The sequence below is a fragment of the Streptomyces sp. JLBT605 genome, assembly GCF_058215555.1.
Window position 1 is genome coordinate 3,578,179 of the sequence record NZ_CM177087.1, and the last position, 12,999, is coordinate 3,591,177.

General features: G+C 74.3%; 8 protein-coding genes and 1 pseudogene. 6 read left to right on the forward strand and 3 right to left on the reverse strand.

Features of this window, described 5'->3' with window-relative positions; translation table 11 throughout:
• Positions 1-6 precede the first annotated feature (6 nt).
• The 5 genes from AC4BDD_RS15525 to AC4BDD_RS15545 all read left to right on the forward strand — a co-directional run bounded on the left by AC4BDD_RS15525 (position 7) and on the right by AC4BDD_RS15545 (position 5,215).
• Positions 7-420, forward strand: coding sequence for a DUF3151 domain-containing protein (locus AC4BDD_RS15525; RefSeq protein WP_490691599.1), 414 nt, complete (start codon positions 7-9; stop codon positions 418-420).
• 237 nt (positions 421-657) lie between these two features.
• Entirely contained in the window at positions 658-1,536 is an 879-nt protein-coding gene (locus AC4BDD_RS15530) for a tryptophan 2,3-dioxygenase family protein (protein WP_490691600.1), read from the forward strand.
• Positions 1,529-2,878 (forward strand): kynureninase, encoded by a 1,350-nt coding sequence (gene kynU / locus AC4BDD_RS15535; RefSeq protein ID WP_490691601.1) that lies wholly within the window; start codon positions 1,529-1,531, stop codon positions 2,876-2,878. The genes AC4BDD_RS15530 and kynU overlap by 8 nt, the downstream gene beginning before the upstream one ends.
• Positions 2,875-3,930 carry an alpha/beta hydrolase family protein gene (locus tag AC4BDD_RS15540; protein WP_490691602.1) on the forward strand — a complete coding sequence of 352 codons (1,056 nt, stop codon included), beginning with the start codon at positions 2,875-2,877 and terminating at the stop codon, positions 3,928-3,930. Before kynU ends, AC4BDD_RS15540 begins: the two co-directional genes overlap by 4 nt.
• Before the next feature lie 70 nt (positions 3,931-4,000).
• Positions 4,001-5,215, forward strand: coding sequence for a cytochrome P450 (locus AC4BDD_RS15545; RefSeq protein WP_490691603.1), 1,215 nt, complete (start codon positions 4,001-4,003; stop codon positions 5,213-5,215).
• A 164-nt stretch (positions 5,216-5,379) separates the two neighbouring features.
• Here AC4BDD_RS15545 and AC4BDD_RS15550 read toward each other — a convergent pair whose 3' ends face one another.
• The gene (locus AC4BDD_RS15550) at positions 5,380-6,321 is read right to left on the reverse strand and encodes a diacylglycerol kinase family protein (protein ID WP_490691604.1); all 942 of its coding nucleotides are present in this window, start codon (positions 6,319-6,321) and stop codon (positions 5,380-5,382) included.
• A 154-nt stretch (positions 6,322-6,475) separates the two neighbouring features.
• On the opposite strand from AC4BDD_RS15550, the gene AC4BDD_RS15555 reads away from it, so the two are divergent.
• Positions 6,476-7,759, forward strand: a complete 1,284-nt coding sequence (locus AC4BDD_RS15555) for an adenylosuccinate synthase (RefSeq protein ID WP_490691605.1) — start codon at positions 6,476-6,478, stop codon at positions 7,757-7,759.
• A 2,197-nt stretch (positions 7,760-9,956) separates the two neighbouring features.
• Here AC4BDD_RS15555 and AC4BDD_RS15560 read toward each other — a convergent pair.
• Positions 9,957-11,099 (reverse strand): annotated as a pseudogene (locus tag AC4BDD_RS15560) (serine/threonine-protein kinase); the annotation flags it as partial.
• A 196-nt stretch (positions 11,100-11,295) separates the two neighbouring features.
• The gene (locus AC4BDD_RS15565; protein WP_490691606.1) at positions 11,296-12,987 is read right to left on the reverse strand and encodes a serine/threonine-protein kinase; all 1,692 of its coding nucleotides are present in this window, start codon (positions 12,985-12,987) and stop codon (positions 11,296-11,298) included.
• Positions 12,988-12,999: the final 12 nt, after the last annotated feature.

Below are 12,999 nucleotides of genomic sequence, written 5' to 3' on the forward strand. Positions count from 1 at the left end.
GGATCTATGGCCATTCACGAGAACCTGCTCGGGGGACCGCCCCCGACCCACCTGCCCGATGACCCGGAGCCCCGCGAGCTGCTCGCCTCCGGCTCGGCCCCCACCGAGGTCGCCGCGAAGTACCCGGCCTCCTGCCTGGCCTGGGCCCAGCTCGCCGACGAGGCTTTCGAGGCCGGCCGGGTGGTCGAGTCCTACGCGTACGCCCGTACCGGCTACCACCGCGGACTCGACGCGCTGCGCCGCAACGGTTGGAAGGGCCATGGCCCGGTGCCGTGGGAGCACGAGCCCAACCGCGGCTTCCTGCGGGCCCTGCACGCGCTCGCCCGTGCCGCCCAGGCGATCGGTGAGCAGGAGGAGTACGAGCGCTGCTCGACCTTCCTGCGGGACTCCTCCCCGACCGCCGCGGACACGCTTTCCTGAGCTCGGCGCCGCTGATCGGAGCTGGTCGCCGAAGAGACACATCGGCCACTCACCGTCCGATTTCTGGGCCCGCCTGTACGAATATCGCCCAGGCGGGCCCTTGCCGTACGCACGTTCGCCACGCATGATGCGCACAGGGCCCGGGTCGAACCCGGGGCCCGAGAGGGGACCGGGGCTCCGAGACCGAGAGGAAGGAGCGGACCGCTACCCGGGAGCACGCAGTTCTAGGAGACAGTGATGTCACAACATCACGATGCGTACGATGCCCAGCCCTCTACCCGGACGGCGTCCGGAAACGGGCCGGAGACCCCGAATCTCGACTTCCAGGGCACCACGCCCTACGAGGACTACGTCCAGGCAGACGTCCTCACCCACCTCCAGCACCCGCTGTCCGACGACCCCGGCGAGATGGTCTTCCTCGTGACCACGCAGGTCATGGAGTTGTGGTTCACCGTCATCGTGCACGAGTGGCAGACCGCCGCCCGGGCCCTGCGCGAGGACGACCTGACGACCGCGATGGCCGCGCTGCGCCGCTCGGCCTACGAGCTGGAATCGCTCAACAGCTCGTGGAAGCCGCTCGCGCACCTCACCCCCGGCCAGTTCAACGCCTACCGCTCGGCGCTCGGCGAGGGGTCCGGCTTCCAGTCCGCGATGTACCGGCGGATGGAGTTCCTGCTCGGTGAGAAGTCCGCGTCCATGCTCGTGCCGCACCGGGGCGCGCCGCGCGTCCACGCCGAGCTGGAGAAGGCGCTGACCGAACCCAGCCTCTACGACGAGGTGCTGGCCTACCTCGCCCGGCGCGGCTGCGCCGTCCCCGCGTCCGTGCTGGACCGCGACCCCACCCAGCGGTACGAGCCGGTGCCGGAGGTCGAGGCCGTCTGGTCGCGGATCTACGCCGACGGCGGGGCGGGCGAGAACGAGCTGACCCGCCTGGGCGAGGCGCTCACCGAGGTCGCCGAGCTGGTCTGGCGCTGGCGCAACGACCACCTGGTCGCCACCCGGCGCGCGATGGGCGCGAAGACGGGCACCGGCGGTTCGGCCGGCGTGGCCTGGCTGGAGAAGCGCGCCGCGAAGAACGTCTTCCCCGAGCTGTGGACGGCGCGCAGCCATGTCTGAGCAGACGCCCTCGCGGCAGCACACGCACCAGGTGGCGTCCGGAGCCGGGGCGCTGGCAGCGGAGGCGGCCCGCCTCGACGAGAAGGACGAACTCGCCCCGATCAGGGACCGCTTCGACCTCGACGACGGCACCGTCTACCTCGACGGCAACTCCCTGGGCGCCCTGCCCCGCGCCGTCCCGCCGCGGCTGGCCGAGGTGATCGGCCATGAGTGGGGCCGGCTGCGTATCCGCTCCTGGGAGGAGAGCGGCTGGTGGACGGCGCCGGAGCGGATCGGCGACCGCGTCGGCCACCTGATCGGGGCCGCCCCCGGCCAGGTCGTCGTGGGTGACTCCACCAGCGTGAACGTCTTCAAGGCGGTCGTCGCGGCGGTCCGCATCGCCCAGGGCGGCGGCGCCGACGCCCCGGCCGGCCCGGCGCGGACCGGCCACGGTCGCGGTGACGGTGACCGTGCCCCGGTCCGGGACGAGATCCTGGTCGACGGCACGACCTTCCCCACCGACGGGTACATCGCGGAATCGGCCGCCCGGCTGACCGGCTGCACGCTGCGCCCCCTGCCACCCGGTGAGATCGCGGCCGCCGCCGGACCGCGCACCGCCATGGCGCTGGTCAACCACGTCGACTACCGGACGGGACGCCTCCACGACCTGCCCGGCATCACCGCCGCCGTGCACGCGGCCGGGGCGCTCGTCGTCTGGGACCTGTGCCACAGCGCGGGCGCGCTGCCGGTCGGCGTCGACGCGCACGGCGTCGACCTGGCGGTCGGCTGCACGTACAAGTACCTCAACGGCGGGCCTGGTTCGCCGGCCTACCTGTACGTGCGCCGCGACCTCCAGCCGCGCTTCGACTCCCCGCTGCCCGGCTGGAACTCGCACGCCGACCCCTTCGGCATGGAGTCGGAGTACGCCGCCGCCGACGGCGCCCTGCGCGGCCGGGTCGGCACGCCGGACATCCTCTCCATGCTCGCCCTGGAGGCCGCGCTCGACGCCTGGGAGGGCGTCGGGATCGAGGCGGTGCGCGGAAAGAGTCTGGCCCTGACCGACTTCTTCCTGCGCTGCGTCGACAGGTACCTCCCGCCGGACCGCGTGGCGTCGGTGACCCCGGCGGCGCATGAGGAGCGCGGCAGCCAGGTGTCGCTGCGCTGCCCGGAGGCGGGGTCGGTGATGAACGAGCTGATCCGCCGCGGCGTCGTCGGCGACTTCCGCCGCCCCGACGTGCTGCGCTTCGGCTTCACCCCGCTCTACACGAGCTTCGCCGACGCGGAGCGCGCGGCACGCGTCCTCGCGGAGGTCCTCCACGACCTGCCGGACGCGAGCGGGCGTGAGGAGGTGCCGCAGCCGTGACCACTGGACGCGAGCCCGCGGGCGGCGGCCCTGCGGGGGCCGCTGCGGCGGGTGGCGGCCCCGCGAGCCGCGGCCCCGCGGCCGACGGGCCGCCCGTCGGCGCCCCGGCCCCGGCCGCCGGTACCCCGGCTCCGGTGGCTGGTGCGACGGCCGCTGACCCGACGGCCCCGGTGGCTGGTGGCTCGGCCCCTGGCGCCCGGGCCAGCGCCCCCGTCGCCGGCGCCACGGCCCCGGCCGCCGCCGGGGCGGCGGCTGCTCCCGGCGGCGGGTCGTCCGGCAGGGCGGCCGTGGCCGAGGAGGACGCCATCTTCGGGCTCGCGTCCGTGTCCGCTGACGAGACCGTCGCCTACGGTGACCACCCGGACCAGATCGTCGACCTCTACCACCCGTCCGGCGCGGCGGAGGACGACCGCGCCCCGCTCGTGCTGCTCCTGCACGGCGGCTTCTGGCGGCAGGCGTACGACCGCTCGTACCTCACCCCCTGCGCCGCCGAGCTGGCCCGGCGCGGCCTGCCGGTCGCCCTCGCCGAGTACCGGCGGGTCGGCGGGGCGGGGGGCTGGCCGGAGACGTTCGACGACGTGGACGCGGTGCGGGGCGCCGTCCGGCACCATCCGCTGGCCGCGGGCCGCCCGCTGGTCGTGGTCGGCCACTCCGCGGGCGGACACCTCGCGCTGTGGACGGCCGCCGCCGAGCCGGAGCTCCGCGTCGTCGCCGTCGCACCGGTCGCGGACCTCGCTCACGCGCATCGACTCGGCCTGAGCAACGGCGCGGTGGCGGAGCTGCTCGGCGGCCCGGACCGGGTGGCCGAGCTGCTGCCGCTGACGGACCCGGTGCGGATGCTGCCCGCCCGTGCGCCGGTCACCATCCTGCACGGCACCGCCGACCCGGACGTGCCGCTCGAACTCTCCCGCCGCTACGTCGCCGCCGCGGCCCGGGAAGCCGAGGACGGTGCCACCCGCCCCGTCCTGCACGAGCTGCCCGGCGTCGGCCACTTCGCCCCTTTCACCCCCGGCACCCCGTCCTTCCACCGGCTGCTCGACGCCCTCGCCTGACCTGGGGACATGCTCGGCGCAGGCGCGATCACCGGCCGGCGCCCCACCCCCGCGGCTACCCTCACCACCCATGAGCCCAGCGATCCCCTTCGACCCCTGGAACAAATCCTTCGTCGCGGACCCCTACCCCTCCTACACCGAACTGCGCGACCACGGCCGGGTGTACCACTTCGCCCCGACCGACCAGTGGCTGATCCCCCATCACGCGGACGTGAGCGCCCTGCTGCGCGACCGCCGCCTGGGCCGTACCTACCGGCACCGCTTCACCGACGAGGAGTTCGGCCGCACCGCACCCCCCGCCGCGTACGCCCCCTTCCACACGCTCAACGACAACGGCCTGCTGGACCTGGAGCCGCCCGACCACACCCGTATCCGCCGGCTCGTCTCCAAGGCGTTCACCCCCCGCACCGTCGAGCGTCTCGCGCCCACCGTCCAGCGGATGGCAGAGGAGCTGGTGGACGGCCTGCTCGCGGAGGGCGGCGGCGACCTGATCGCGGCCGTCGCCGAGCCGCTGCCGGTCGCCGTGATCGCGGAGATGCTGGGCATCCCGGCCGCCGACCGGCACCTGCTGCGCCCCTGGTCGGCGGATATCTGCGGGATGTTCGAGCTGAATCCCGGCGAGGAGGCGGCACAGCGCGCGGTGCGCGCCTCGATCGAGTTCTCGGCGTACCTGCGCGAGCTGATCACGGCCCGTCGCAGCGCCCCCGGTGAGGACCTGATCAGCGCGCTGATCGCGGCCCACGACGGCGGGGACCGGCTCTCCGAGCAGGAGATGATCTCGACCTGCGTGCTGCTGCTGAACGCCGGCCACGAGGCGACCGTCAACAGCACGGGGAACGGCTGGTGGACGCTGTTCCGCCACCCCGAGCAGCTGGCCAGGCTCCGCGCCGAGCGGGAGACGCTGCTGCCGTCCGCCATCGAGGAGCTGCTGCGCTTCGACACCCCGCTCCAGCTCTTCGAGCGCTGGGTGCTGGACGACATCGAGGTGCACGGCACGGTCATCCCGCGCGGCAGCGAGGTGGCGCTGCTCTTCGGCTCGGCCAACCGCGACCCGGCCCGTTTCGACCGCCCCGACGAGCTGGACCTGTCCCGCGCGGACAATCCGCACCTCACCTTCGGCGCGGGCATCCACTACTGCCTGGGCGCGCCGCTCGCCCGCATCGAACTCGCCGCCTCCTTCGGCACGCTGCTGCGCCGGGCGCCGGACCTGCGGCTGGTCGGCGAGCCGGAGTGGAATCCGGGGTACGTCATCCGGGGCCTCAAGCAACTGCTCGTCGAGGTCTGAGCCGCCCTCGCGCCGGCTCGAACGCTTTGTCCACAGGGTGTGGACAGCGGCTGGGTTTTTCGCCACGCGGTGACCCCCTGAGCCACCGGTGACGCCTCAGCCTCAGCCGGCGGTGACAACGTCGGTGACCCGTGTGCCGGCGGCGGAAGCGGCGCGGTGCTGCGTCACGCGGGGAGCAGGAGCCGCCACGCCTCGCCGAGCACCGTCCAGGTGCGGGTACGGACCGGGCCGCCGACGAGGGCGTCGGCGCGGTAGCGGAAGTCGGGGCCGGAGACCGTGATCGCTCGGGCGCGGGCCCGTGCCGGAGCATCCGCGCCCGCCGCGTGCACCAGGACCTCGGCCAGGCCGGACCCGGGCGTGGTCACAGCGACCCGGTGCACCGGCTGATCCAGGTCCGCCAGCAGCACCCCGTCCGCCTCGATCCGCAACCGGTGGGCGAGCGGCTGCTCCCGGCGGCGGGCGGCCCCGCCACCGAGGCCCGGGACGGGCCGGGCGAGCAGCGACAGCGCCGAGCGGGCGGTGCGGGCGGCCGGGGTCCACCAGGGGTGCGGCCTGGCCTGCTGCGGCACGCGCGCCAGCGGCACGCCGCGGCCGTTCGGGTGGTCGAAGGCCCTGCCGGACCCGGTGCCCGACCCGTTTCCGCAAGGAATTCTCAGCCCGCCCAGCACCACTCCGCCGCTGTCGTCCAGCAGCAGATCGAGCCGTCGCTCACACCCGTCCAGCACCGCGCGGGCGGCGGCCACCGGGCCCGGCGGCACCCCCAGCGAGCGGGTCAGCCCGACCCGCGCCGCCGTGCCCACCGGGACCACCGACAGCGTCGCCTCGGCCAGCTCCCGGCTCTGGTGGAGCAACCGCACGACCTGCAACAACGCCCGGTCGTCCCCGACGATCACCGGTCGCCGTCCACCCCGGCGGGCCAGTGCCCGCGCGACCTCCTCCGGCCCGTCCGGGAGGCAGATCTTCGCCTCCGCCCGGGCGCACAGCACATCCCGGGCAATGCGTACGGACTCGCCGTCCGCGCGCCGCGCGGCCGGGTCGATGATCACAAGCAGCGGGCATCCCCGGGCGTCCGGGGGAAAGTCTCCGGCGGGGTCTGGAGCCGACACCTCGGTCCTTCCTCAGGTAATCTCTCGGTGCAAGAGCCCCTGTCGCTGTTGCGCCAGGGGCTTCGTCTATCCGGGGCACCGGTTCGACGGCTCTTGTGGCGCCAGGCGCCACCACGCACGTTGGACATGCCCCGCCCGGAAGGGGTGTACGCCTGTGCCCGCACTTGTGCTGCTCGGTGCTCAGTGGGGTGATGAGGGCAAGGGAAAGGCCACTGACCTGCTCGGTGGCTCCGTGGACTATGTGGTGCGCTACCAGGGTGGCAACAACGCCGGCCACACCGTCGTCGTCGGTGATCAGAAGTACGCGCTCCACCTCCTCCCTTCCGGAATCCTCTCGCCGGGGTGCACCCCGGTCATCGGCAACGGCGTCGTCGTCGACCCGGCGGTCCTGCTCTCCGAGCTGAGCGGGCTGAACGAGCGCGGCGTCGACACGTCCAAGCTGCTGCTCAGCGGTAACGCGCACCTGATCACGCCGTACCACACGACTATCGACAAGGTGACGGAACGCTTCCTCGGCAAGCGGAAGATCGGCACCACCGGGCGCGGCATCGGCCCGACGTACGCCGACAAGATCAACCGAGTCGGCATCCGCGTCCAGGACATCTTCGACGAGTCGATCCTCCGGCAGAAGGTGGAGGCGGCTCTCGATTTCAAAAACCAGATCCTGGCCAAGCTCTACAACCGGCGCGGCATCGCCACCGACCAGGTCGTCGAGGAGCTGCTGGGCTACGCGGACAAGCTGCGCGGCTTCGTCTGCGACACCACGCTGGTGCTGAACAACGCCATCGACGAGGGCAAGGTCGTCCTCTTCGAGGGCGGCCAGGGCACCCTGCTCGACGTCGACCACGGCACGTACCCCTTCGTCACCTCCTCCAACCCGACCTCGGGTGGCGCCTGCACCGGCGCGGGCGTGGGACCGACGAAGATCAACCGGGTCATCGGCATCCTCAAGGCGTACACCACCCGCGTCGGCGCGGGCCCGTTCCCGACCGAGCTGTTCGACGAGGACGGCGAGAAGCTGCGCACCATCGGCCACGAGCGCGGTGTGACCACCGGCCGTGACCGGCGCTGCGGCTGGTTCGACGCGGTCATCGCGCGCTACGCGACCCGGGTCAACGGCCTCACCGACTTCTTCCTCACCAAGCTGGACGTGCTCACCGGCTGGGAGCAGATCCCGGTCTGCGTGGCCTACGAGATCGACGGCAAGCGGGTCGACGAGCTGCCGTACAGCCAGACCGACTTCCACCACGCCAAGCCGATCTACGAGATGCTGCCCGGCTGGTCCGAGGACATCAGCAAGGCGAAGACCTTCGCCGAGCTGCCGAAGAACGCCCAGGCGTACGTGAAGGCGCTGGAGGAGATGTCCGGCGCGCCGATCTCCGCGATCGGCGTCGGCCCGGGCCGCGACGAGACGATCGAGATCAACTCGTTCATCTGATGCCCTGAGCGCACTCGTCCTGAGCGCACTCGTCCCGGAGCGCGCTGAACGCGAAGGGGGCCGCGCCACCTGTGGTGGCGCGGCCCCTTCGTGCTTCCCCGGAGTCGTCAGTCGTCCGTCGTCAGTCGAGACGGGTGAAGGTCATCGGCTGCGGCTCGTCGCTGTCGTCCGTGTCGTACTCGATACGGAGCTTGTTCTCACCGTCGGCGGTGTAGGTGTACGAGTCAACGGCCGAGCACTGGTCCGCCGGCACCGACTTGGTGATCTCCTCGGTGCTCAGCACCAGTCCGCCGTCGACCGAGACCAACCGCATGGTGCCCTCGCACTCGGTGCGGTCGCTCTTCCAGACGGTGGTGGCGACCGGGGCGCCGAAGGCGCCCTGCTTGATGGTCACCTCGTACGTGGCGTTCTCCACCCCGAACGCGTCGGTGGCCTGCCAGGTGCCCAGATAGGTGGCGGGGATGGCCTCGTCACCGGAGTCGGCCTTCCGCAGCTTCGCCTGCGCGGAACCGTCGGTGTCCGTCCAGACCAGCGAGCCGTCGCGCAGCTTCACGGTCTGCTCGCCGACCGCGCTGCAGGAGTCCGAGGGAACGCTGGTGGCGACCTCGTTCTCCTCGAGGACCAGCAGGCTGTTGACCGACGTGAGCGTGCCCGCCGCCTGGCAGTAGGCGTCGCTGGAGGAGGTCAGCGACTCGGAGACCTCGGAGCCGATGGTGCCCTGGGTGAGCACGATCCGCAGCGTCTTGCCGGTGTCGTAGTCGCCGTCGATGATCTTGCCCTCCCAGGCGCCCAGGTACTCCTCCGGGACGTCTCCGGTGGTGACGGGCTTGGTCGCCGAGTCCGACGGTGTCCCCGAGCCGGAGGGGGCCGGGGAGTCGCCGGGGGTGGGCGACTTGCTCTTCGGCTGCGAGCTGTGCTTGCCGCCGTCCTTGGCCTCGGAGTCATTGTCATCGCCGCCCCCGCGCGTCAGCGCGAAGGTGGCCACGCCCGCGACCAGCAGGGTCGCGACGGCGGCGGCGACGATGACGAGCGTGCGCTTGCGGCGCCGGCGGCCGGGGGACGGGTCCGGACCACCGGATCCGCCCGGGCCGCCCGATCCGCCCGGGCCGCCGGGACCACCGGGGCCACCGGACTCGCCCGGTCCGCCGGGACCGCCCGGGCCACCGGACCCGCCTGTTCCGCCGCTGCCCAGCGGGGGAGAGCCGCCGGGCGGGGTGTGCCCGCCATCCAGCGGCGGGGTGCCGCCCGGCGGGGTGCGACTCGGATCGAACGAGGTGACCTGCGGCGGCCCGAAGCCGGAGGGCGGCGGCGCCGGCTCACCGGTGGCCCCGGCCGACGGCATCGCGGCCCCGGCGGCCGGTGCGGGATCCGGTACGGAGTGCTGCGCCTGCGGGGCCGACCGCTGGGACTGGGGCACGGACTGCTGCGCCCCGTGCGCAGGCCGCTGAGCCTGAGCCTGAGCTTGCGAGGATGGCGTGGCGGGTGCGGTGCCGGCGCTCGCCGCCGCCGGGCCGCGCCCGGGGACGGGGGCCGCGGCCGCCGCTCGCGGATCCACCTTGGCGCCCGGCGCGGGCGCTGCGGCGGGACCCCTCCCCGGGGCCGACGCGGCGGCCTCGGCTGCCCGTGCCCTGCCGGTCTCGGCGGCCGGGACACCCGACGACGGAGTCGCGGGCTCGGCGGCGGGCGTGGCCGGCGCACCCGCGCGCGGGGGCGCGGCCGCTCCCGTACCGGAGGCCGCCGCGCCCGAGGCCGGAGCGGCGTGCGACCCAGCGGGGCCACCCGCACTCGCCGGTGCCGCGTGCGGTGCGGCCTGGGCCGCTGGGCCTGCGCCCGGAGCCCCGTGTGGGACAGCCGGCTCACCCGGAGGGGCCGCGCCCGGGCCACCCGCGTGCGGCGCGGCCGCGCCCGCGGCAGCGGCTGCGTGGCCGGGCGGGGCAACCGGAGCACCCGCGTGCGGGGTGGCCGGGCCACCCGCAGCCGCGGCCGGGCCGGTTGGGGGCGCCAGGGCAGCCGCAGCCGCAGCCGCAGCCGGAGCCGCCGCGCCCGCGGCCAGGGCACCTGCCGCCGCGCCCGCACCCGGGGCCGCCGGGACGGCGCCAGGCGGCGCCGACGGCGGCACGGGCGGGCCGGCCGGGGCACCCCCAGGCGCACCCCCAGGCGCACCCCCAGGCACAGGCGGGGCGGACGGCGGCGGGGGCGTCGACGGCTCCGCGGGGACGGCCAGCGGGAACGACGTCGGGGGCGGCGGAGTGGACGGCGGCGGAGGCGTCGCGGGCCCGGCCGGTGGCGGAGGCGTCGCGTCCGCCGTGGGCGGCACGGTCGGCGGCAGCGGGACCGTGCCCCCGCCGGCCGCGGGCGCGCCCGGCGGGGCGACGGGCGGGGCGGGCATGCCCGGAGCGGGCATGCCCGGAGCGAACGGGCTCGCCGGCGACTCGGCGTCCAGCAGCTCCACCGCGTGCCGGCCCAGCTGGGCGACGAGGCTGCCCGGCAGCCACGGCTCGCCGGCGTCCTCGTCCTCACCCTCCGGCGTGGCCGTACGCTCCAGCAGCTGCTCCAGCGTGGGCCGCTCGGCCGGGTCCTTGCGGAGACAGTCGCGGACCAGCGGGAGCAGCCCCTCGGGCATGCCCTTCAGGTCCGGTTCCTCCTGCGCGATGCGGTACATCACCGCGTGCACACCGCTGTCGGAGGTGCCGAACGGCTGCCGCCCGGTGCCCGCGAAGGCGAGCACCGAGCCGAGGCAGAAGACGTCGCTGGCCGGAGTGACCCGCTCGCCGCGCACCTGCTCGGGCGACATGAAGCCGGGCGAGCCGACGACCGCGCCGCTGCGCGTGAGGATGCCGTCGGTGATGGTCTCCAGGGCGCGGGCGATACCGAAGTCGATGACCCGGGGGCCGTCGATGGTGATCAGGACGTTGGAGGGCTTGAGGTCGCGGTGGACCAGACCGGCACGGTGGATGTCCTCCAGAGCGCGGGTGAGCCCGTTGCCCAGGATGCGGACGGACCGCTCGGGGAGCGGCCGGCGCCCCTCGGCGATGACCGCGTGCAGCGAGGGGCCGGCGATGTAGCCGGTGGCCACCCACGGGGTGGCCGCCTCGGTGTCCGCGTCGAGCACCGGCGCGGTCCACTCGCCGCCGACCCGTTTCGCGGCCTTGACCTCCTGTTTGAACCTCCGCCGGAACTCGGCCTGTTGCGCCAGTTCCGTCTGCACCAGCTTGACCGCCACCGTGCGGCCGCGCGCCGAATGCGCCAGGAAGACCCGGCCCATACCCCCCGCGCCCAGCCGCCGTAGCAGCCGGTACTCGCCGATGAAACGAGGGTCCTCCGCCCCCAGGTCTTCCATGCGCTGACGTCCCTTCCCCTGATCAACCCTCGCCTGAGAATAGAGGCGGCGGGGAGCGATGGGGACGACGCGGACGATCCGTTATCGGTTCCGTATCCGACCGAGTCGAACGTCTGTTTAGGACGGGTCGGCAGAGGGCGGCGGGGGGCGCGGGGTTGATGTTCCGTCAGAAGTGGTCGCGGAGTGCCGGAGGGCTTCACTCCACCCGGGTGTACGTGAGTGACTCCTGGTCCGAGCCGAGGAAATCGCGGGTGAGCGTGGTGTCCGAAAGCAGCGTCAGTTCGGTCGCCCGGCCGGGCTGGCACTTGCTCGGGGGTTCGGCCACGGTCACCTTCGAGGGGTTGAGGCGCAGCGCCGAGGTGTCCGTCCCCGCCGCGGCCAGCGTCGCGGTCCAGGCGCAGCGGTACGGCACGCCGTCCTTGTCGTTGGTGCCCGCGCCGGTGATCTTGGCGACGGGGGCGCCGGTCTTGCCCTGGCTGATGATGATGCGCCGGATCTGCAGGCCCCGGGTGTTGTTGAAGTTGGAGTCCCAGGTGCCCAGGAAGCGCTGAGGTACCGCGCCCGGGCCCGAGGGGGTCGGGCCCGGTGCCTTGTCGCCGTTGCCGCCCCCGTTCTTTCCGCCGTTCTCGTCCTCGTCCTCGCCCTCGTCGGCCCGGAGGCTCGACGTGTCGTCCTGGTGCATCACGTAGTAGGCCGCCACCGCCCCGGCGCCGGCCAGACCCGCGAGCAGCAGAGCGGCGATGAGCAGCGGGGTCCGGCCGCGCCGGGGGCGTCCGGGGGTGCCGGGCGCGGGATGGGCGTGCGCGGTGCCCGGTGCGGGGTGGCCGTACGCGCCGCCGGGCGTGGGGTGGGCGTACCCGGCGCTGGGCGTGGGGTGGCCGTACGCCGAGTGGTCGGCCACGGTCGGGGTTGCGGCCGGCGGCGGGGTGGCGGTCGTGGGCGGGTGTGGGAACCCGTAGCCGTCGCCGTCCGGGTCCTCGGCGTCCAGCAGCCGGATGGCCTGCCGCCCCAGCTGTGTCACCAGCCCGCCGGGCAGCCAGGACTCCGCGGCGCGCGGATCGGTCAGCAGGTCCAGGGCGCCGGTCTGCCGCACGACGTCCTCGGGGCCGGGCCGGTCGGCCGGGTTCTTGGCGAGGCAGGCGGAGATGAGCGGGCGCAGGGCGTCCGGCACCGTGGAGAGGTCCGGTTCCTCCTCCGCGATGCGGAACATCAGCGCGTGCGCACCGCTGCTCTCACCGCCGAACGGCATCCGGCCGGAGGCCGCGTACGCCAGCACCGAGCCCAGGCAGAAGACGTCGCTGGCGGCGGTGACCCGCTCGCCGCGGACCTGCTCGGGCGACATGAAGCCGGGCGAGCCCACCGCCGCACCGGTGCGGGTGACCCCGCCGTCCAGCGTCGCCGAGTCCAGCGCGCGGGCGATGCCGAAGTCGATGACCCGGGGGCCGTCCAGGGTGATCAGGACATTGGACGGCTTGAGGTCGCGGTGCACGATGCCGGCGGCGTGGATCGCCTGCAGGGCCCGGGCGAGGCCCGCGCCGAGCGCCCGGACGGAACGTTCCGGCAGGGGCCCGAAGTCCCGTGCGACACGCTGCAGGGTGGGACCCGCGATATAGCCGGTGGCGACCCAGGGGATGGCCGCCTCGGTGTCCGCGTCCAGCACCGGCGCGGTCCACTCGCCGCCCACCCGGCGCGCCGCCGCCACCTCCTGGCGGAACCGCTGCCGGAACGATTCCTGGTTGGCCAGTTCCGGATGGACGAGCTTCACCGCGACCGTGCGGCCACGGCCCGAGCGGGCGAGGTAGACCCGGCCCATGCCGCCCGCGCCGAGCCGGCCGAGCAGCCGGTACGAACCGAGCGTGCGCGGATCGTCTGGCGCGAGGCTGTGCATGGAGTGCGGTCC

What these genes read in the sequence shown, in the direction of transcription:
- AC4BDD_RS15525 (WP_490691599.1), top strand. Translation starts at nt 7, where the DNA reads ATGGCCATTCACGAGAACCTGCTCGGGGGACCGCCCCCGACCCACCTG.
- AC4BDD_RS15530 (WP_490691600.1), top strand. Translation starts at nt 658, where the DNA reads ATGTCACAACATCACGATGCGTACGATGCCCAGCCCTCTACCCGGACG.
- kynU (WP_490691601.1), top strand. Translation starts at nt 1,529, where the DNA reads ATGTCTGAGCAGACGCCCTCGCGGCAGCACACGCACCAGGTGGCGTCC.
- AC4BDD_RS15545 (WP_490691603.1), top strand. Translation starts at nt 4,001, where the DNA reads ATGAGCCCAGCGATCCCCTTCGACCCCTGGAACAAATCCTTCGTCGCG.
- AC4BDD_RS15565 (WP_490691606.1), bottom strand. Translation starts at nt 12,987, where the DNA reads ATGCACAGCCTCGCGCCAGACGATCCGCGCACGCTCGGTTCGTACCGG.